General features: G+C 66.6%; 20 protein-coding genes. 15 read left to right on the top strand and 5 right to left on the bottom strand.

Annotated features, from left to right (window positions below):
* Window positions 1-129: 129 nt before the first annotated feature.
* From glyA to ACTIIH_RS00595, 8 genes are all read left to right on the top strand, one after another.
* Window positions 130-1,521 (top strand): serine hydroxymethyltransferase, encoded by a 1,392-nt coding sequence (glyA, locus tag ACTIIH_RS00630; RefSeq protein ID WP_441450022.1) that lies wholly within the window; start codon window positions 130-132, stop codon window positions 1,519-1,521.
* Window positions 1,521-2,738 carry a sarcosine oxidase subunit beta family protein gene (locus tag ACTIIH_RS00625; RefSeq protein ID WP_101555033.1) on the top strand — a complete coding sequence of 406 codons (1,218 nt, stop codon included), beginning with the start codon at window positions 1,521-1,523 and terminating at the stop codon, window positions 2,736-2,738. Before glyA ends, ACTIIH_RS00625 begins: the two co-directional genes overlap by 1 nt.
* A gap of 22 nt (window positions 2,739-2,760) precedes the next feature.
* Window positions 2,761-3,051 carry a sarcosine oxidase subunit delta gene (locus ACTIIH_RS00620; RefSeq protein WP_025777259.1) on the top strand — a complete coding sequence of 97 codons (291 nt, stop codon included), beginning with the start codon at window positions 2,761-2,763 and terminating at the stop codon, window positions 3,049-3,051.
* A complete protein-coding gene (locus ACTIIH_RS00615; RefSeq protein ID WP_441450021.1) occupies window positions 3,048-5,975 on the top strand; it encodes a 2Fe-2S iron-sulfur cluster-binding protein in 2,928 nt (975 codons plus the stop codon). Before ACTIIH_RS00620 ends, ACTIIH_RS00615 begins: the two co-directional genes overlap by 4 nt.
* Window positions 5,968-6,666: a sarcosine oxidase subunit gamma gene (locus ACTIIH_RS00610; protein ID WP_101555030.1), complete on the top strand. Its 699-nt coding sequence runs from the start codon at window positions 5,968-5,970 to the stop codon at window positions 6,664-6,666. The genes ACTIIH_RS00615 and ACTIIH_RS00610 overlap by 8 nt, the downstream gene beginning before the upstream one ends.
* Window positions 6,666-8,126, top strand: coding sequence for an L-serine ammonia-lyase (locus ACTIIH_RS00605; protein WP_101555029.1), 1,461 nt, complete (start codon window positions 6,666-6,668; stop codon window positions 8,124-8,126). Before ACTIIH_RS00610 ends, ACTIIH_RS00605 begins: the two co-directional genes overlap by 1 nt.
* Window positions 8,127-8,208: 82 nt before the next feature.
* Window positions 8,209-9,063, top strand: coding sequence for a formyltetrahydrofolate deformylase (purU, locus tag ACTIIH_RS00600; RefSeq protein ID WP_441450020.1), 855 nt, complete (start codon window positions 8,209-8,211; stop codon window positions 9,061-9,063).
* Window positions 9,064-9,221: 158 nt separating this feature from the next.
* Window positions 9,222-9,890 (top strand): GntR family transcriptional regulator, encoded by a 669-nt coding sequence (locus ACTIIH_RS00595; protein ID WP_441450019.1) that lies wholly within the window; start codon window positions 9,222-9,224, stop codon window positions 9,888-9,890.
* 58 nt (window positions 9,891-9,948) lie between these two features.
* On the opposite strand, the gene ACTIIH_RS00590 is transcribed toward ACTIIH_RS00595, so the two are convergent.
* Both ACTIIH_RS00590 and ACTIIH_RS00585 read right to left on the bottom strand, forming a co-directional pair.
* Complete coding sequence (locus tag ACTIIH_RS00590) at window positions 9,949-10,932, bottom strand: Ldh family oxidoreductase (protein WP_441450018.1); 984 nt, start codon at window positions 10,930-10,932, stop codon at window positions 9,949-9,951.
* Between the two features lie 49 nt (window positions 10,933-10,981).
* A complete protein-coding gene (locus tag ACTIIH_RS00585) occupies window positions 10,982-11,905 on the bottom strand; it encodes an IclR family transcriptional regulator (RefSeq protein WP_432790299.1) in 924 nt (307 codons plus the stop codon).
* 161 nt (window positions 11,906-12,066) lie between these two features.
* Between ACTIIH_RS00585 and ACTIIH_RS00580 the strand changes: the two genes are divergently transcribed.
* Both ACTIIH_RS00580 and ACTIIH_RS00575 read left to right on the top strand, forming a co-directional pair.
* Window positions 12,067-12,666, top strand: coding sequence for an ABC transporter ATP-binding protein (locus tag ACTIIH_RS00580; RefSeq protein ID WP_441450017.1), 600 nt, complete (start codon window positions 12,067-12,069; stop codon window positions 12,664-12,666).
* An 82-nt stretch (window positions 12,667-12,748) separates the two neighbouring features.
* Window positions 12,749-12,940 carry a hypothetical protein gene (locus ACTIIH_RS00575; protein ID WP_441450016.1) on the top strand — a complete coding sequence of 64 codons (192 nt, stop codon included), beginning with the start codon at window positions 12,749-12,751 and terminating at the stop codon, window positions 12,938-12,940.
* A 30-nt stretch (window positions 12,941-12,970) separates the two neighbouring features.
* Here the strand turns inward: ACTIIH_RS00575 and ACTIIH_RS00570 are convergent, their stop codons facing one another.
* Window positions 12,971-13,933, bottom strand: coding sequence for a serine/threonine dehydratase (locus ACTIIH_RS00570; RefSeq protein WP_441450015.1), 963 nt, complete (start codon window positions 13,931-13,933; stop codon window positions 12,971-12,973).
* 182 nt (window positions 13,934-14,115) lie between these two features.
* Between ACTIIH_RS00570 and ACTIIH_RS00565 the strand changes: the two genes are divergently transcribed.
* Window positions 14,116-14,379: a type II toxin-antitoxin system Phd/YefM family antitoxin gene (locus tag ACTIIH_RS00565; protein WP_441450014.1), complete on the top strand. Its 264-nt coding sequence runs from the start codon at window positions 14,116-14,118 to the stop codon at window positions 14,377-14,379.
* Window positions 14,330-14,752 (top strand): type II toxin-antitoxin system VapC family toxin, encoded by a 423-nt coding sequence (locus ACTIIH_RS00560; protein ID WP_441450013.1) that lies wholly within the window; start codon window positions 14,330-14,332, stop codon window positions 14,750-14,752. The genes ACTIIH_RS00565 and ACTIIH_RS00560 overlap by 50 nt, the downstream gene beginning before the upstream one ends.
* Window positions 14,753-14,787: 35 nt before the next feature.
* On the opposite strand, the gene ACTIIH_RS00555 is transcribed toward ACTIIH_RS00560, so the two are convergent.
* Window positions 14,788-16,152, bottom strand: a complete 1,365-nt coding sequence (locus tag ACTIIH_RS00555; protein ID WP_441450012.1) for an MFS transporter — start codon at window positions 16,150-16,152, stop codon at window positions 14,788-14,790.
* Between the two features lie 237 nt (window positions 16,153-16,389).
* On the opposite strand from ACTIIH_RS00555, the gene paaZ reads away from it, so the two are divergent.
* Genes paaZ through ACTIIH_RS00540 form a run of 3 tightly spaced genes read left to right on the top strand, consistent with a single transcriptional unit; the run spans window position 16,390 to window position 18,913 of the window.
* Complete coding sequence (gene paaZ, locus ACTIIH_RS00550) at window positions 16,390-18,426, top strand: phenylacetic acid degradation bifunctional protein PaaZ (protein WP_441450011.1); 2,037 nt, start codon at window positions 16,390-16,392, stop codon at window positions 18,424-18,426.
* Window positions 18,427-18,459: 33 nt separating this feature from the next.
* Window positions 18,460-18,693, top strand: coding sequence for a hypothetical protein (locus ACTIIH_RS00545; RefSeq protein ID WP_441450010.1), 234 nt, complete (start codon window positions 18,460-18,462; stop codon window positions 18,691-18,693).
* 10 nt (window positions 18,694-18,703) lie between these two features.
* Window positions 18,704-18,913: a hypothetical protein gene (locus tag ACTIIH_RS00540; protein ID WP_441450009.1), complete on the top strand. Its 210-nt coding sequence runs from the start codon at window positions 18,704-18,706 to the stop codon at window positions 18,911-18,913.
* A gap of 44 nt (window positions 18,914-18,957) precedes the next feature.
* On the opposite strand, the gene ACTIIH_RS00535 is transcribed toward ACTIIH_RS00540, so the two are convergent.
* Window positions 18,958-19,680: a TetR/AcrR family transcriptional regulator gene (locus ACTIIH_RS00535; protein WP_441450008.1), complete on the bottom strand. Its 723-nt coding sequence runs from the start codon at window positions 19,678-19,680 to the stop codon at window positions 18,958-18,960.
* Window positions 19,681-19,688: the final 8 nt, after the last annotated feature.

Here is a 19,688-nt window from a genome sequence, read left to right as displayed (position 1 = left end):
CCCCTCATAATCTCTGCGGCAGATGTATTGCATCGGTTGGAATTCTCTGCCTACACTACAGGAACGCAGCTGATATATTAGTTGACGATCAGACGAGAAGGGCTGATCGCGACAGGTCGAAGGAGATCCATGACAGAGCAACTCGCCAATCCCGCCGCAGCCGGCACGGCCAGTGCCCCGGCAGGCGCTTCCGCTGGGACCTTCCCCAGCCGCGAACCCGTCGAACTGAGCACCTCGATCGCTGAACTTGATCCGCAGATCGCCGGATTCATCGACGCCGAACTGGCCCGGCAGCGCGAGGGCCTGGAGATGATCGCCTCGGAGAACCACACCGCCTCGGCCGTCATGGAAGCTCAAGGGTCGGTGCTCACGAACAAGTACGCCGAGGGCTACCCGGGCCGCCGCTACTACGGCGGCTGCGAACACGTCGATGAGATCGAACGCATCGCCATCGACCGCGTCAAGGCCCTCTTCGGCGCCGCATACGCCAACGTCCAGCCGCACTCCGGTGCCCAGGCCAACGCCTCGGTCATGCACGCCCTCATCCGTCCCGGCGACACCGTCCTCGGCCTTAACCTCGCTCACGGCGGCCACCTCACTCACGGGATGAAGATCAACTTCTCCGGCCGCCTCTACTCGATCGTCCCCTACGGCCTCGACGCCGAGACCGGACGTGTCGACATGGCCGAGGTCGAACGCCTCGCCCGCGAGCACCAGCCGAAGCTCATCGTCGCCGGCTGGTCGGCCTACACCCGGCAGCTCGACTTCGCCGAGTTCCGCCGCATCGCCGACTCCGTCGGTGCCTACCTCATGGTCGACATGGCCCACTTCGCCGGACTCGTCGCCGCGGGCCTCCACCCCTCACCGGTCCCGCACGCCCACGTCGTGTCCTCGACGACGCACAAGACCCTCGGCGGCCCCCGAGGCGGCATCATCCTCACCAATGACGCGGACATCGCAAAGAAGATCAACTCCGCCGTCTTCCCCGGTCAGCAGGGCGGGCCCCTCGAACACGTGATCGCCGGCAAGGCCGTGGCCTTCGGCCTGGCCGCCACCGACACGTTCGTCGACAAGCAGAAGCGGACCCTGGCCGGGGCTTCTGAACTCGCCCGCCGCCTGACCGAAAGCGATGTCGCCGAGCGCGGGATCTCCGTCCTCACTGGCGGCACCGACGTCCACCTCGTCCTCGTCGATCTGCGCAACTCGACCCTCGACGGAGCCCAGGCCGAAGATCTGCTCGCCCAGATCGGCATCACCGTCAACCGCAACGCCGTCCCCGATGACCCCCGACCGCCGATGGTCACCTCCGGACTGCGGATCGGCACCCCGGCACTGGCCAGCCGCGGCTTCGGTTCCGCAGCCTTCGTCGAGGTCGCCGACATCATCGCGCAAGTGCTCAAGGCCGGCACCGACGAGAACGGCGCGAGCCCGGAGATCATCGCCGAACTGAGCGAACGCGTCACCCGACTCGCGAACGACCACCCCCTGTACCCCACCCTCACCGAGATCGGAGCACGCTGATGGCTGACCAGCTTCCCGAACACCCCGACTTCCTGTGGCGCAATCCGGAGCCGAAGAAGTCCTACGAAGCCGTCATCGTCGGCGGCGGCGGACACGGCCTCGCCACCGCCTACTACCTGGCGAAGAACCACGGAATGACGAACATCGCCATTCTCGAGCGCGGTTGGCTCGCCGGGGGCAACATGGCCCGCAATACGACGATCATCCGCTCGAACTATCTGTGGGACGAATCCGCCGCGATCTACGAGAAGTCCCTCAAGCTCTGGGAGCAGCTGCCCGAAGAGCTCGACTACGACTTCCTCTTCTCCCAGCGCGGTGTGCTCAACCTCGCCCACACCCTCCAGGATGTCCGCGAATCCCAGCGCCGGGTGAATGCGAACACGCTCAACGGCGTCGACGCCGAATGGCTCGATGCAAGCCAAGTCAAGGAAGTCTGCCCGATCATCAACATCGGCGACGACCTCCGCTACCCCGTGATGGGCGGCACCTATCAGCCGCGCGCCGGCATCGCCAAGCACGATCACGTCGCCTGGGCCTTCGCCCGCAAGGCCGACGAAATGGGTGTCGACATCATCCAGAACTGCGAGGTCACCGGCATCGAACGCATCGGCGATCAGGTCGTGGGCGTGCAGACGAACCGCGGACCGATCGCCACCGAGAAGGTCGCGTTGGCCGTGGCCGGGGACTCCTCGGTGCTCGCCGACATGGCCGGGATCCGCCTGCCGATCCAGACTCACCCGCTGCAGGCACTGGTCTCCGAACTCTTCGAACCCGTGCACCCGACCGTGGTCATGTCCAACCACGTCCACGTCTACGTCTCCCAGGCGCACAAGGGCGAACTCGTCATGGGCGCCGGCGTCGACTCCTACAACGGATACGGCCAACGAGGCGGCTTCCACGTCATCGAGGAACAGCTGGCCGCCGCGGTCGAGCTCTTCCCGATCTTCGCCCGCGCCCATGTGCTGCGCACCTGGGGCGGCAACGTCGACGTCACCCTCGACGCCTCACCGATCGTGTCGAAGACCGAGGTCGACGGACTCTACGCCAACTGCGGCTGGGGCACCGGCGGCTTCAAGGGAACACCGGCGGCGGGCTTCACCTACGCCCACACCATCGCGAACGACGAACCCCACCCGCTCAACGCCCCATTCGCCCTCGACCGCTTCGAAACCGGCCACCTCATCGACGAACACGGCGCCGCAGCCGTGGCCCACTGAGCGGAAGGAAAGAGACACCGACATGCTGCTCATCCACTGCCCGAACTGCGGGCCACGCGACGAAACCGAATTCCACTACGGCGGACAGGCCCACGTTGCCTACCCCGAAGACCCGTACGCCCTGACCGACAGGGAATGGGCCGAGTACCTCTTCTACCGTGAGAACAGCCGCGGCGCCTTCGCCGAGATGTGGAGCCACAGCGCCGGCTGCCGGAAGTGGTTCAATGCCGTCCGCGACACGGCCACCTACGACTTCACCGCGATCTACCCGATCGGCTCGCCCCGTCCCGACACACAAGGAGAGGTTCGATGACGAACACCACCCGTCTGCACTCCGCGTCTCGTCTGCCCTCTGCCACCGGCATCGACACCACCCGCCCGATCGACTTCACCGTCGACGGACAGGCCTACTCGGGCTTCGCCGGTGACACGATCGCCAGCGCGCTGATCGCCTCCGGCCGCATCGACTGCGGCAATTCGACCTACCTCGGACGCGCCCGCGGCATCCTCGGCGCCGGCGTCGAGGAGTCCAATGCGCTCGTGCGCGTGCACTCCCGGTTCCCCGGAGACGTCTCCGAGTCGATGCTGCCCGCCACCCGCGTCGCCATCGCCGAAGGGCTCGAGGCCGACTACCTCGCCGGACTCGGCATCCTCGACCCCGGCCAGGACGAACTGACCTACGAGCACAAGCATGTGCACACCGACGTCCTCATCGTCGGCGCCGGCCCCGCCGGACTCGCCGCCGCACGCGAGGCCGGCAAGTCCGGTGCCCGTACCCTGCTCCTCGACGACCAGTCGCTGCCCGGCGGCTCGCTGCTCGCGGCGGGACCGGCCACGGCCGAGACCATCGACGACGTCGACGCCCTGGAGTGGGTCGAGTCCACCGTCGCCGGATTCGCCGAGCACGAAGAACTCACCTATGTCCCGAGCACCACGGTCTTCGGCAGCTACGACTCGAACTACTTCGTCGCCCTCGAAGACCGCACCGACGCGGTTGCCGCCGCCGGCGGTCACGGAGTGCGCCAGAAGGTCTGGCACATTCGCGCCGGTCAGGTCGTGCTCGCCACCGGCTCTCACGACCGTCCGATCGTCTTCGCCGACAACGACCGCCCCGGCATCATGCTCGCCTCGGCCGTGCGCACCTACCTTGGCCGCTACGGGGTCGCCGCAGGGCAGAACGTGGCCGTGGCGACGACGAACGACTCCGCCTATGATCTCGTCACCGACCTCCACGCGGCAGGCATCACCGTCCCTGCGGTCATCGATTCCCGTCCGACCGCCTCGGCGGTGGCCGAATCCGTCACCGCAGCCACGGGCACACGGCTGATCCTCGGCTCCGCGGTCACCGGCACCGCCGGTGAAGGTCCTGCCGGACGCATCAGCTCCCTCACCGTCGCCGAGCTCGACGCCGACGCCGTCGCAGCCGAGAACGGTGAGAGCATCGCCGTCGATCTGCTCGCGGTCTCCGGCGGACATTCGCCGGTAATCCATCTGCACGGTCAGCGCAAGGGCGCGATCCACTGGAACGTCGACATTGCGGCCTTCGTGCCGACGACGCCCGTGCGTGACCAGTTCACGGTCGGATCCGTGACCGGGGACTACTCGCTCGAAGCGGCTCTGCGGCAGGGCGCCGAGGCGGGGAACCAGGCGGCGAACCGCACCGGCTTCCCGGCCGCGCTCACCGTCCCTGCCGCCTCGGCGATGGCGTATGCCCCGGCGCGCCCATTGTGGCTGGTCACCTCCGCGCAGGACGATCACACGAACCTGAGCACGCATTTCATCGACTTCCAGCGTGACCAGACCGTCGCCGATGTGCAGCGGGCGATGGGTGCGGGCATGCGTTCGGTCGAACACATCAAGCGCTACACCTCGATCTCGACGGCGAACGATCAGGGCAAGACCTCCGCGGTCAACGCGATCGGCGCGATCGCCTCGGTGCTGGGGGAGGCCGACGACCTCGGTCAGGTCGGGCACACGACCTTCCGCGCCCCCTTCGCCCCGGTGCCCTTCGCGGCACTGGCCGGACGGCGTAAGGGCGAACTCTTCGATCCCGCCCGCGTCACCTCGATCCACCCTTGGCACGTCGCCCACGGCGCCGAGTTCGAAGACGTCGGTCAGTGGAAGCGGCCCTGGTACTACCCGAAGCCGGGTGAGGACATGGAGGCGGCGGTGCTGCGCGAGGGCAAGGCCGTGCGCGAATCCGTCGGCTTCCAGGACGCCTCGACGCTCGGCAAGATCGAGATCCGCGGGGCCGACGCCGGAGAGTTCCTCGGCCAGATCTACACGAATGGCTTCAAGAAGCTCAAGGTCGGCAAGGGTCGCTACGGGCTGATGTGCAAGCCCGACGGCATGATCTTCGACGACGGGGTGACCCTGCGCGTGGCCGAGGACCGCTACTACATGACGACGACCACCGGCGGAGCGGCGACCGTCCTCGAATGGCTCGAGGAATGGCATCAGACCGAATGGCCGGACCTCGACGTCGTCTTCACCTCGGTGACCGAACAGTGGTCGACCGTCGCCGTGGCCGGCCCCCGGTCGCGCGACGTCATCGCGAAGGTCGCCCCGAACCTCGACGTCTCCAACGACGCCTTCGAGTTCATGGGCTTCCGCGAGACCACGCTGGCGAACGGCATCCCGGCCCGGATCTGCCGGATCTCGTTCTCCGGTGAGCTCGCCTTCGAGATCAACGTCGACACGTTCTACGGGCTGACCGTCTGGGAGGCCGTCGCCGAGGCGGGGGCCGAGTTCGACATCACCCCGTACGGCACCGAGGTCATGCACGTGCTGCGTGCCGAGAAGGGCTTCATCATCGTCGGTCAGGACACCGACGGCACCGTGACGCCTGCCGACGCGGGCATGGAGTGGATCGTGTCGAAGGTCAAGGACTTCATCGGCAAACGCTCCTACTCCAGAGTCGACACGGCCCGTGAGGACCGCAAGCACCTCGTCGGAGTGCTGCCCGTCGACGGCACGACCCGCCTGGCCGAAGGCGCCCAGCTCATCACCTCGGGCACCCCGGTCACACCGGAGGCCGGTCCGGTGCCGATGATCGGGCACGTCACCTCGTCCTATATCTCGCCGAGCCTCGACCGTCCGTTCGGTCTGGCGATGGTCGAGAACGGCCGCAACCGTGAAGGTGAGATCGTTCAGTCCCCGCTGGGAGACACCTTGATCGATGTCGAGATCACCTCGCCCGTCTTCTACGATCCGGAAGGAAACCGCCGCGATGGCTGACACCACCTACACCACTTCACCTGCGAAGTCGACCGCGGGTCTCGACGATCTGCGTGTCTCCCCGGCCGCCCACCTCAGCCGTGAGATGGCCGCGGCCAGCCAGGCCGGCGGCAAGGCAGTGGCCCTGCGCGAACTGCCGTTCTCCGTGCAGCTCGGGCTGCGCGCCGAACCGGACTCCGCATCGTGGAAGTCCCTCGAGGACACCTTCGGTCTGCCCCTGCCGCGCCGCGTCGGCGAGGTCACCGGGGACCAGGCAGGTCTGCACGTCCTGTGGCTGAGCCCCGACGAGTTCCTCGCCGTCGACGTCTCCCGCCAGCAGCAGCCGGGAGAGACCCTCGTCGCCGAGGCGGGACTCGCAGGACTGCCCGGGCAGGCCCTCGACCTCTCGGCCAACCGCACCATCCTGCAGCTGAGCGGGTCCAAGGCTCGCGAGGTGCTCGAGAAGAGCTGCCGCGCCGACCTCCACCCGCGGGCCTTCGGCGTCGGCACGGCGATCGTGACCTCGCTCGGCCCGGTGCCGGTCATCCTCCATCACTCCTCGGTGCTCGAATACCGTGTCTACCCGCGAGCGAGCTTCGCAGACTTCACGGTCCGCTGGCTGCTCGACGGAATGGCCGAATTCCTCGATGAGGATGCGGCGGCGGCCGGTGCGGACGGCTCGTCGGCGGGTTCTGAAGGGGGCGCCGGCTGATGGCACTCGGGGTCCTCGATCTGTTCTCGATCGGCATCGGGCCCTCCTCCTCGCACACGGTGGGACCGATGCGTGCGGCGGTGCGCTTCGTCGACGAACTCGCCGCAGAGGGTCTGCTCGATCGCGTCGACGCGATCCGGGTCGGTCTCTTCGGGTCGCTGGGGGCGACGGGAATCGGGCACGGCTCGGACTCCGCCGTGCTGGCCGGACTGAGCGGGAAGGAACCGGAGACGCTCGACCCGGATTCCGTGGGCCCGCTGGTCGCCAGGGTCCGCGAGGAAGGGACGCTCAACCTCGGCGGGCGAAGGGATGTGCCCTTCGATGTTCGATCGGACCTCACGCTGCACCTGCGTGAATCCCTGCCCGGCCATCCCAATGGGATGCGCATCAGCGCCGAGGCGGCCGGTGAGCTCATCGAGCGCGAGTACTACTCGGTGGGCGGGGGCTTCGTCGTCACCGCCGAGGAGCTCGCCGCGGAGAAGGACGCCGCCGAGGCGATCGACGCGGCCGCGAGCGGTCCCGGATCCGGCGAGGACAGTGCGCGGGGATCAGCGCGGGACGGTGACGTCATCGAATTCTCCACCGCCGATGAGCTGCTTGCACAGTGCCGGGCGCACGGACTGTCCATCGCCGATCTCATGGCGGTCAACGAACGAGCCCGCCAGACTGATGAGACCCTGCGGGCCCGACTGCTCGAGATCTGGGCGGTGATGCGCGAATGCGTGCACAACGGCTGCACCCGCGCCGAGACGACGCTGCCCGGCGGACTCAAGGTGAGCCGCCGCGCCCCGGAACTGAAGGCAAAGCTCGAAGCCGCGGACTATCGGGCATCGGGCTCCCTCGACGCCCTCGAATGGGTCAACCTCTACGCGCTGGCCGTCAACGAGGAGAACGCCTCGGGCGGACGCATCGTCACCGCACCGACGAACGGGGCCGCGGGCATCATTCCCGCGGTGCTGCACTATATGGACCGGTTCGTCATCGGCGGGAGCGACGGCGTGGGCGATGCGAGCGTGTCGGACGATGCCGTCGTGCGATTCCTGCTCACTGCCGGGGCCATCGGAATCCTGTTCAAGCGCAATGCTTCGATCTCCGGCGCCGAGGTGGGCTGCCAGGGGGAGGTCGGATCGGCCTGCGCGATGGCTGCCGCAGGACTGTGCGCCGTGCTCGGCGGAACACCGGAGCAGGTGGAGAACGCCGCCGAGATCGGACTCGAGCACAACCTCGGGCTGACCTGCGATCCGGTCGGCGGCCTTGTGCAGGTGCCGTGCATCGAACGCAACGCCATCGCCTCGGTGAAGGCGATCAATGCGGCTCGGCTGGCCATGCACGGTGACGGCTCCCATCGGGTGAGTCTCGACCAGGCGATCGAGACCATGCGGCAGACTGGAGCCGATATGAAATCGAAGTACAAGGAGACATCGCGCGGCGGACTCGCCGTCAATGTCATCGAATGCTGATCGGCACGATTCCCAGTTTTCGCGCCGCCTGCAGATATTGCACCACCCCGGACTCGGCACTACTGAACAGGAAGATTCAGACATGCAGGACTACATCTTCACCCTCGAATGCGCTGAGCGCCCCGGCATCCTCCACTCGGTGACCGGCGCTCTGCTCACCCACGGCGGCGATATCAAGGAACTCAAACAGTTCGATGACCAGTCGACCCAGCAGCTGTTCCTGCGCATCGACTTCAGCGTCTCCGACGAGCCCGGCAACGGGATCGAAGCGCTGCGCAACGACTTCGAGGCGCTCGGAGAGGAGTTCGGGGCGACCTGGCAGCTGTGGCCGCAGGGTCAGAAGCGGCGGGTGCTCATCATGGTCTCGAAGTTCGAGCACTGCCTCAACGACCTGCTCTTCCGCGCCCGGGTCGGCGAGCTGCCGATCGAGATCGCCGCGGTCGTGTCGAATCATCCCGATCACCGTGAGCTCGTCGAATGGCACGGAATCCCGTTCTTCCGGATCCCGGTGACGAAGGAGACGAAGCCCGAGGCCGAGGCGAATCTGCTCGAACTCGTCGACCGTTTCGAGGTCGACCTCGTGGTGCTCGCCCGCTATATGCAGATCCTCTCCGACGACCTCGCCCGCGAACTCACCGGACGGGCCATCAACATCCACCACTCGTTCCTGCCGTCGTTCAAGGGGGCGAAGCCCTACCACCAGGCGTGGGAGCGCGGGGTCAAGACCGTCGGGGCGACCGCGCACTTCGTCAACTCCGAACTCGACGAGGGTCCGATCATCGCCCAGCAGCTCGTCGAGGTCGACCATGCCTTCACTCCCGAGGACCTCGTCGCGGCCGGCCGCGATGCCGAGTGCAAGGCGCTGTCCAACGCCGTGAAGTGGCACTGCGACGGCCGTGTGTTCCTCTCGGGCAAGAGGACCATCGTCCTGCGCTGAGCCTTCTTCCTCACCGACCGCTCAGGTTGCCGTCGCTGTACCGCGTTATGCGGCGAGCGGTCGACGGCAACCTGAGCGGTCGGCGTATGCACGGTGCCGAGGGGACGGAGCTCATTGAAGGGGCCGCATGCCGCCTCGGCGTGGATAGACTGTCAACTATGAGCGAGACCCAGACCGAGGTCGGCCCGCGCATCGGCGACCAAGTGTTCGAAGCGCTGCAGGCGAGCATCCTCTCCGGCGAATATCGCAGCGGAGATCGACTGCGGATCCGCCAGCTCGCGGCATCCCTGGGCACGAGCGTCATGCCCGTGCGGGAGTCACTGGCCAGGCTCGAGGAGGTCGGGCTCGTCGAGACCAGTCCGCATCGTGGGGCCGTGGTCAAGGAATTCACCGCCGAGGAGCTGCTGCAGATCTATTCGGTGCGTCGCATCCTCGAGGTCGAAGCGACGGACCAGGGCGCGCAGAAGCTCGATGCGGCGGGACGGGCACGCCTCGACGAGGAGTTCGCGGCGATGGAGGCGGCTCTCGACTCCGGTGATGCCTCGGAGTATCTCGACCACGACGAAGAGCTGCTCGCGACGATCTATTCCGCCTCGGGCAATCCCGTCCTCGTCGAGACGATCCGGACCCTGTGGCTGCGCTGTCGGGCGTACAAACTCGTCGGTGCCAGGCGGGAGATCGCGGCCGACGCCAAGGCGCCGCTGCTCAAGCACCAGCGCCGACTCATGGATGCCGTCGACGCCGGCGATCCGGGGGCGGCCGCCGAGGTGACCGAAGAGTCCTTCGACGACGCCGTCCGCCGCATCCGTGCCGGATTGGGCGCCTGAAGGGCCGGTCGCTGAGCCCAATCCGGCCATCCGAGTTCTGGGAAGGTGCGCCGACCGCTCAGCTGCGGCTGAGGAGTGCTGAATGGAGGTCGCGGGGCAGTTCGATGACCTCGAGGCTGCGTTTGCGACCGAAGTCGACGCCGAAGCTGGAGTGCAGGCGGTCGAGGTGGTCGGTGACCCGCTGCGAATAGTCGGGGTCGAAAGGGTCTGCCGCGATCGCGATGATGAACAGTCCCGTGCCCGGGTTCTCCTGCCCCGAGTCGAAGGCGGGCGCGTCGACGGAGAAGCGGCCCCCGCCGTGGATGGCGAGGAGCTCGATCATGAGAGCCACATTGCTGCCCTTGACCCCGCCGAACGGCAGCAGGGAACCGGCGAGGGCGGCCTCGGCATCGACCGTGGCCGCCCCGCTCGGGTCCTGTGCCCACCCCTCGGGGATCGTTTCTCCTCGATCGGCAGCGTCGCGGACGTTGACCCAGGCTGTCGCACTGGTCGCCTGGTCGAACATGCGCGGGCCATCGGGGTGCGGGACGGCGAATGAGAAGGGGTTCGTTCCGGTTGCCGCACCCGGTGAGCCGAACAGCGACATCAGCGCGGGCGAGTTGGCGCCGGCAAACGCCAGCAGACCCCGCTCCGCTAATCGGGTCGTGTAATAGCCGAGTTCGCCGGCGGTGAAGGCGTTGGCGATGTTGAGCACGGAGATGCCGAGGTCTGCGGCAGACAAGGCGAAGCCGTCGAAAGCGGCATCGAAAGCGAGCTGCGCAGTGCCGCGGTCGGCATCGACGTGGTGCGCGGCGGGCAGGCGGTTCGTCACTCGCGGCCGTGCCTGCCCGTTGATGCGGCCGGCATCGAGACCGTCGAGGTAGTCGAAGAGGTGCGCCGTGCCGACGGCGGTCTTACCCCGTCGCTCGGCGGCCACGGTCGCCTCCGCCAGTGACTGCGACAGTGCGGGTGAGCCGCCGGCCGCCGTGACCGCAGCGATGCACAGGTCGCGCAGGTCGGGAATCGTCAGGGACACGGTCGCAGCGTCAGGAGTCTCCGGCATGCCCATCACGCTACTGGAGGTCACGCACGGCACCGAAGCGCGGCGTCGGTCAGAGGTCGCCGGAGTCCGGGACAGGGTCGGTCTGGGAGCTCAGCGCCTCGGCGATGGCCTTCGACTCCCGGCGGAGCAGAGCGACGAGGCGTTCGACTCGGGACCCGGTGACACGGTCGGCGATCGAGGCGATCGACAGGGCCGCACGTGGGCGGGAACCGCGGATGCGCAGCGGCACCGCCACCGCCCACGACCCCTTGGCGAAGAGCCCCGGATTGTGGACGAAGCCGTCGATGCGGGCCTGATCGATGATGTCGCGCAGGTGCGGGACGGAGACCTTCGGATACCTCTCGGCAAGGATTTCGGCGTTGGCCTCGAACTGGGCGTCCACCTCGGCGGGGGAGAGCTCGGAGAGGATCGCCAGCGATCCGGCGCCGATGCCCAGCGGGTGTCGGTCGCCCACGGACAGGGCGTTGTTGAAGATCTCACCGAAGCCCTCCTCGCGGCGGGCGCAGATCGAATAGCTGCCCGTGCGCAGGGTGAGGAACACGGTGTCCTGGCTGAGTTCGGCCAGGCGCAGCAGACTCGACTCGGACTCCGTGACCAGGGGATCGACCGACTTCTGGGCCAGTTGGCCGAGGATCTGCGACTGCACGCCGAGGCGATACCCGCCCTCTTCGAGGCGTTCGACGTAGCCCATGGCGATGAGCGCCTGGAGCATGCGGTGGACGCTGGCCTTCGGTCGACCGCTGATCGAGGCGAGCTCGGACAGGCTCGCGCCCTCACGGCGTTCGCCGGCGATGAGCCCGACGAGGTTGAGCAGCGTGAGCGCGCGTTGGATGCTCTGCGCGCCGGTGCCGGGTTCGAGGCTGTCGACGGCGTGGGCGACGTTGAACGACGCCGACCGGCGCAGCAGCCGACCGCGCATCTTGATGCGATATTCCTCGCGGAGGTCCTCATTCGAATCGGCGCCGTTGTGCATGTCTCCATTATGGCCCGACGCTGCACTGACGAGACCGCACTGACGAGACCGCGGCAGTGGGGCGAACTCCTGATCCACCATGCGAAACGTCGGAATCACAGGGTGGGGGCCGTCTCGGTGAGGGGAGATTTAGAATCGAATGGGCCCAACCGGACGGACGCATGGGCCGGGTCGATCTCGCAGCCCTGCGCCGCCTCATCGGACACGTCAACCCGCGCCATCCGCTGCGGTCGAACCTCACCGTCCGCGAGGTCGTGCTCACCGGGCTGACCGGCACCGTCGAGCGCCCCATACGGTGGGAACCCTCACCCGAGGATGTTGTGAAGGCCGATGCCCAGATCGCCGAGGTGGGTCTGGGCTCCCGTGCCGATGCCGGGTGGAAGGTGCTGTCGCAGGGGGAGCGGGGCCGTGCGCTCGTGGCACGTGCGCTCATCGCCGACCCGCAGCTGCTGCTCTTCGACGAACCGACCACAGGCCTCGACGTGGCCGCCCGCGAACAGCTGCTCGAGACCATCGACGCCCTGTCGCTGCGCTCGCCGGAGCTGGCAACACTGCTGGTCACCCACCATATCGAAGAGATTCCCGAGACCACCACTCATGCCGCGCTCATCTCCGACGGTCGGCTGACCGCCGCCGGTCCCATCGTCGAGGTAGTCACCTCCGAGCAGGTCTCAGCGGCCTTCGACCACCCGATCGAGGTGGGCTTCGCCGACTGCCGCTGGTCGGCCCGCGCAGTTCGGTCCGGTGCCGCGCTCGGCTGACGAACTGCCTCCGTGCTGAAGATCGGCTGGGACGATCACCGCGCGCATTGCACGGCTGTGCACTCGGGTCTAGGCTTGAGGCATGAAGATGAGTACCGTGTGGAGCGTCATCGGCGCGATCATCGCCATCATCATCGCGTGGTGGGTGGTCAACGTCGCGTTCTCCATTGCGTGGTTCCTCGTCAAGGCCATCATCACCGTCGTCGTGGCGCTCGCGATCTTCGGCCTCATCAAGGCTTCGCTGAAGTCCAAGGACCGCGACCGAAAGCGCTGACTTCCTGCCTTCGACCGCGCTGACTGCGTCTCAGAGATCGCCGAGGCTCGTATTCGCCCCGCAGAGGACGACGCAGACTTTCTCGCCCTCAGCCGGCACATAGCCGCTCACAGTTTTCCCGTCGCTCGCCGACTCGCCGTCGTCACCGCGGATTCCCGCCGATGCCGTGGCCGCCGCATGCTCGACCGCCAGCCGGTGGTCATCCCACAGGTGCTGCCGCGCTCCGATGATCGCCTCATCGCTGACCAGCACCGAGGTGACCCGATCCGACCGTGCCGCCTCCAGCGCCAGCGGTGTGGCACGACGGGCACCGAGCGAATCCGATGCCACCGAATCGACCGTGACGTCGACCGGCTCGTCCGCCTCAATCGCTGCATTCAGCGCTCGGCAGTTCTCCGGCTCAACCGCGACAGTGCGCACTCCGTGATGAGTTGCCGCAGTCGCGACGCCGGCGAACAGTCCGCCGCCTCCGACGGAGACGACGACCGTGTCGAGGTCGGGCACCTGCGTGAGGATCTCGGTCATCAGTGTGCCCGCGCCGGCCGCGACGAGCGGATGGTCGTAGGCATGGGAGGCCAACGCACCCGATGAGTCGACGAATTCCTGGCAGGCGGCGGCCGCCTCGGCGTATTCGGAACCGACCAACTCCACACGCGCCCCATAGGAACGCAGCCGTTCGACCTTCACGCTCGGGGCCGTGGTCGGGAGGAAGACGGTCGCGGGCACTTCGGCGGCACGGGCGGCCCAGGCGCAGGCAAGGCCTGCATTGCCGCCCGAGGCGATCGTCACTCCCGCCTCGGGGAAGGTGCCGTTTTCGAGGTGAGCCCGGATGAAATTCTGCGCGCCGCGGGCCTTGAATGTGCCGGTGTACTGCATGAACTCGAGGGCGAAGAGCAGGCCGTCCTCACCAGACGGGGCCACGGTCACCGGGCGTACCTGGCCGGCGATCCGTGCGCAGGCGGCTTCGATGTCGCAGTACGTCAGCTCAGTCATCTCATCAGCCTATGCGAGAGTTACCGGGCAGGTGTCTCCTGTGGGTGGATCCGCCGTGATTCTTCCGGGGATTTCGGGGTGGATCCGCCCGCGGGGCGCACGGGCGCGGTCATGCGGTCGCTCAGCCCGCCGCAATCGGACCGATGATAGACTAAGTCAAGTGGACTAAGTCTGATCTGCGAATGGAGAAGCCGATGACGATGGTTAACATCCACGAAGCCAAGACGCAGTTCTCCCGCCTGCTCGAAGCTGTTGCGGCGGGAGAATCAGTGACGATTGCCCGCGCGGGGAAACCAGTTGCTCGGCTCGTTCGGTACGACGAAGACGGGCGAGAGCGGCGTTTGGGATTCCTTGCCGGTCACGGATCGGTCCCCGACGACTTCGACGATCTTGAAGATGACCGAATCGCTGCTCTTTTCGGGGACGGCGATGCTGCTTCTGCTTGATACGCATCTCCTCCTTTGGGCGGCCTACGAGCCTGAGAAGCTGAGCGCGGAAGCGCGTGACCGAATCGGCGATGAGTCCAACGACCTGCTGTTCAGTGCGGCGAGCATATGGGAAGTGTCGATCAAATCGTCACTTGCGAAGGGTGACTTCTCCATCAATCCCCGAATCTTGCGGCGAGGATTGATGGAGAACGGATATCGGGAGCTGCCGATCACCTCGGCGCATGCGATAGCCGTCGGTGATCTTCCGCCGATCCACCAGGATCCGTTCGACCGAATCCTCATCGCTCAGGCTCGCACCGAAGGGCTGGAGCTGCTGACAGTCGACGCCGAGGTCATCGCCTACGGTGAACCGGTTATCGGGGTCGGCTGATCCCGCTTGGACGGTGCCACCTCAGTGCCGTGTGATCAGTGGTGCTTCGTCAAGCCGAGGTCGTTGCCCTTGGTCTCCTTGACGAGGCTGACGCCGATGAGCGAGATGATGCACACGATGATCATGTAGATTGCGATCGAGATCGATTTTCCGGTCTCGGCGAGCAGGGTCTCGGCGATGGTCGGGGCGAAGGCACCGCCGAGGATCGCTCCGAGCGCGTAGCCGATCGAGACGCCCGAGTAGCGGACCTCGACAGGGAACATCTCCGCATACATCGCCGACATCGGGCCATACGACAGGCCCATGCCGACGGTGAGGACGAAGATGCCGATGCCGTACATCCAGATGTTGGCCATATCGATCATGAGGAAGGTCGGGATGAGCCAGACGATGAGCAGGACGTACCCGATCTGGAAGGTGCGCACGCGACCGAGCTTGTCCGACAGTGCACCGCCCCACATCGTGAACACCAGCCAGCCGAAGCTCGCGAGCGTCGTCGCCAACAGTACGGGTGCACGGTCGAGGCCAACCGATCCGCCCTCGGCGATGGGGCGTGAGGCGTAGGCGGCGAAGAACGCGATGATCATGTAGCCCACGGCGTTGTTGCCGATGAAGATGAGCGCGGAGAGGACGACTTCCTTCGTGTTCTTCTTGAACAGGGTGCCCAGCGGAGCCGAGGACTCGGCCTTGCGCTCGGCGAGCTCGGCGAAGACCGGTGACTCCTCGACCTGGCGGCGGATGTAATAGCCGACGAGCACGAGGACCACGGAGAAGAGGAACGGAATCCGCCAGCCGAAGCTCGCGAACTGTTCGGGACTGAGCACGGTGGTCAGGATCCAGATGACGCCGGTGGCGAGAATCATGCCCACGGGCACGCCGATCTGCGGGTAGGCACCGAAGATGCCGCGTTTGGAGATCGGGGCGTGTTCGACCGACAGCAGTGCGGCGCCGCCCCATTCGCCGCCGGCGGAGAAGCCCTGGAGGATCCGCAGCAGGGTGAGCAGGATCGGGGCGCCGACACCGATCATCGCGTAGTTCGGGAGCAGTCCGATGAGCGAGGTCGCGGCCCCCATGAGGATTAGCGTGAGGACGAGCATCTTCTTGCGTCCGATCCGATCGCCGAGGTGGCCGGCGATGATCGCACCCAGGGGGCGGAAGAGAAACGAAATGCCCAGAGACGCCCACGCCATGATCTGACCGAGCGCCGGATTGTCCGCGGCCAGAGGGCCGAAGTACTGGGCGGAGAGGATGAGGCCGGCGGCCTGAGCGTAGATGAAGAAGTCGTACCACTCGATGGTCGTGCCGACGAGGGTGCCGGCAAGGACCTTGCGCTCCTCGCGGGAGATCGTATGGGGTGCGAGCGGCTGCGCTGCGGCAGGGCCGGGTGCTGTGGAGGACATGCGGAAACTTTCGTTGCGGGCGACATTGCCGGTGCTTCACTGACCTCAGGTGACTGTTTGGTCAGTAATTGCTTCCGATCATAGAGCAGTGAGTGAACGGTGTCACATGTCGCTCGTTCGCTCATCGACCGATGACAATTACCGACCAATTGGTTAGTATATTTCTGAGAATCGGCAGCGGTGCCGACATCGGCCACCGTGAACCGGGAGACGTCGTTCCGCGAGGGAGAGCAGAGCATGACCGAAATCCTCAGTTCCTATGTGGCCGGAGGCTGGCACACACCCGGAGCGTCCGAGTCCGCCCGACCCGTCCGCGACGCCGGCACCGGAGAGCTCCTGCACTCGGTGAGCTCGGCCGGAATCGACTTCGCCGCCGTCGCCGATCATGCCCGGACCACCGGCATCGAGGCGCTGCAGGCACTCACCTTCCACCAGCGCGGTGTGATACTGAAGAAGCTCGCGACCTACCTCATGGAGCGAACGAAGAACTACCATGAGATCTCGTTGACCACCGGCACCACGAAGCGCGACGCCTTCGTCGACATCGAAGGCGGAATCGGCACCCTCTTCACCTACTCCGGCGTCGCCCGCCGCCAGATGCCGAACTCGACCGTCCACCTCGACGGCGGAGTCGAGCGTCTGTCGAAGAACGGCACCTTCGTCGGCCGCCACATCCTCACCTCCCGACAGGGACTCGCGCTGCAGATCAACGCCTTCAACTTCCCCGTCTGGGGCATGCTCGAGAAGTTCGGCCCGATGTTCGTCGCCGGCATCCCCGTCGTCGTCAAGCCCGCCACAGACACCGCCCACCTGACCCGCGCCGTCGTTGCCGACATGATCGAGTCCGGCCTGCTCCCCGACGGCGCGATCCAGCTGGTCAGCGGTGACGTCACCCCGCTCTTCGACCACCTCGCCGAACAGGACGCGATCGCCTTCACCGGCTCTGCGAACACCGCCCGCACGCTGTCCGCGCTCGACTGTGTGACCCAGCGCGGCACCCGCTTCTTCGTCGAGGCGGACTCGCTCAACTTCTCCCTGCTCGGTCCCGACGCCGCGCCCGGCACGCAGGAGTTCGACCTCTTCGTCTCCGGCGTCGTCGCCGAGATGACCGTCAAGGCCGGACAGAAGTGCACCGCGATCCGCCGCACGTTCGTGCCTAAGGCCCACGCCGAGGCGGTCGGCGAAGCGATCATCGCGAAGCTCGCCACCCAGGGCGTCGGCGATCCGCGCGAGAAATCCACCCGCCTGGGTCCCGTCGTCTCAGACAAACAGCGCACCGACGTCCTCGAGGCGGTCGACCGGATCATCGCCGGGGGAGCCCACCTGCTGACCGGCGGACGTGAGGAATCCGACCGTCTGGCCGCCGAACACGGTGGAGCCTATGTCGCGGCCACCGTCCTCCAGGCCGATGACGCCTGGTCCGATGCCGTCCACGACATCGAGGCTTTCGGGCCCGTGACCTCGATCATCACCTATTCCGACACCGAGGATGCCGTCCGTCTGGCCGCCCGTGGCCGTGGCTCCCTGGTCGGCTCCGTCGTCACCCACGACCGTGAGTTCGCCGCCGAATTCGTCCGCAGGATCGCCCCGTGGCACGGCCGCGTGCTCGTCCTCGACCGTGACGATGCCGAAGAGTCAACCGGTCACGGTTCGCCGCTTCCGAACCTCATCCACGGCGGCCCAGGACGGGCCGGCGGCGGTGAGGAGATGGGCGGACTGCGCGGTATCACACACTTCATGCAGCGCACCGCGATCCAGGCCTCCCCGGACATGCTCACCGCCATCGGCGGGGAATGGGTCAACGGATCGGAGCGCCGCCTCGGCGAGCATCCGTTCACGAAGTCGCTTGCCGATCTGCGCATCGGCGACACGCTGGATTCGGAATGGCGCGAGGTCACGCTCGACGATATCGAGCACTTCGCGAACTTCACCGGCGACACGTTCTACGCCCACATGAACGAGGAGGCGGCCGCCGCGAACCCGTTCTTCCCGGGACGCGTGGCCCACGGCTACCTCATCGTGTCCTTCGCCGCCGGACTCTTCGTCCAGCCGGACCCGGGCCCGGTGCTCGCGAACTACGGACTCGAGGGGCTCACCTTCATCACGCCCGTCTCCCCAGGTGACAAGCTTAAGGTGACGCTCACCGCCAAGCGCATCACCCCGCGTGAGACCGACGAATACGGCGAGGTCCGCTGGGACGCGCAGGTCGTCAACCAGAACGAGGAGCCCGTCGCGAACTACGACGTGCTCACGCTGGTGGCCAAGGAGTGCTGAGGGTCCAAAAGGATGTCGAGTTCCGGACGTCCTGTGCGGGATTTCGAGCAGTTCGACCGCACGGAACGTCCGGAACTGGGCCTTCTCGCTGTGCTGAGTGTTCCCGCGGCGGATGACTGCAGCCGCGCGGGATTGTCCCGTGCGGAATATCTGCGCCGAACAATCGATCGCGAAGCCTCACGCTCAGATGAGACAGCGACGATCGATGATCTGCGCAAATTCGATCTGCTGGCAGACGAGCATCAGATGAGTGGCACATGGGACTGAAGGCGTCTTCGTGGCTGATCGACAAGTCTGCGCTGGCGCGGATCAGCCGCAGGCGGCAGGCGGAGCAGTGGTTGGACCGTATCGAGGTCTGGTGCAGATCTCGGTTCCGAACCTGCTCATCGCTGCCACGGCCGAGGTGCATGGACTCGTAGTGCCGCACCACGATGAAGACTTCGAGCTGATTGCCCAGTATTTCGGCGGGCACGTGATTCGCGCCTGATGAGCCGGCAAATGCTCCCGGCGGAACGCCATGATCGATTCGAGCTAGGCCTCCAGCCCCTGGAAGGCCATCGTCGTGACCGCCTCGGCGATGGTGTCGGGGTCGACGGGATAGCTGGGCCGGTACCACTCCGTGATCGAGTTGACCATGCCGAAGAGCAGTCGGGTGATGAGCCCGGGGGTGAAGTCCGAGCGCAGACCGCCCTCGGCGATGGCGGCCTCGACGAGAGCGCGGACCTTCGAATCGATATTGCGTCGGGCCTCGAGGGCTTCGCGTTCCAGCGGTGAGTTTCCGCGCACGCGCAGCAGCAAGGTCACCGAATGGTGGTACTCGATGAGGATGACGACGCTGGCGCGCACGGCCAGCTGCAGGCGTTCGAGCGCGGTGACGTTCTCACGCAGGCTCTCGGTCTCCACAGCGGAATCGAGGGCGCGGATGCCGCGGCTGATCGCCAGGTGCAGCAGCTCTTCCTTCGACTTCACGTGATGGTAGATCGCGGACTTCGTGATGCCGAGCTCGCGAGCGACCGTGTCCATCGACGTGCCGTCATAGCCGCGGGAGACGAAGACTTCGGTGGCCTTGTTGATGAGCGTCTCACGATCGTAGCCGGGACGGCCACGGCGCGAGCGTTTGGCGGCGGATGCCTCGGCGGGGGTCGACGCGGACGCCGTTGACGATGTCGACGACTGGGTGTCTGCCGCGGCGGCCGGATTCGCAGTCATCGCTGTCTCCGGCGAAGTCTGCGCAGGTGAGGGGGATTCAGGCATGCGCACCA

The organism is Brevibacterium sp. (genome assembly GCF_052105255.1).
Taxonomy (GTDB): domain Bacteria; phylum Actinomycetota; class Actinomycetes; order Actinomycetales; family Brevibacteriaceae; genus Brevibacterium; species Brevibacterium linens_B.
The sequence above is the reverse complement of the archived record's forward strand: the minus strand, read 5'-3'. Positions and strand labels throughout refer to the sequence as shown.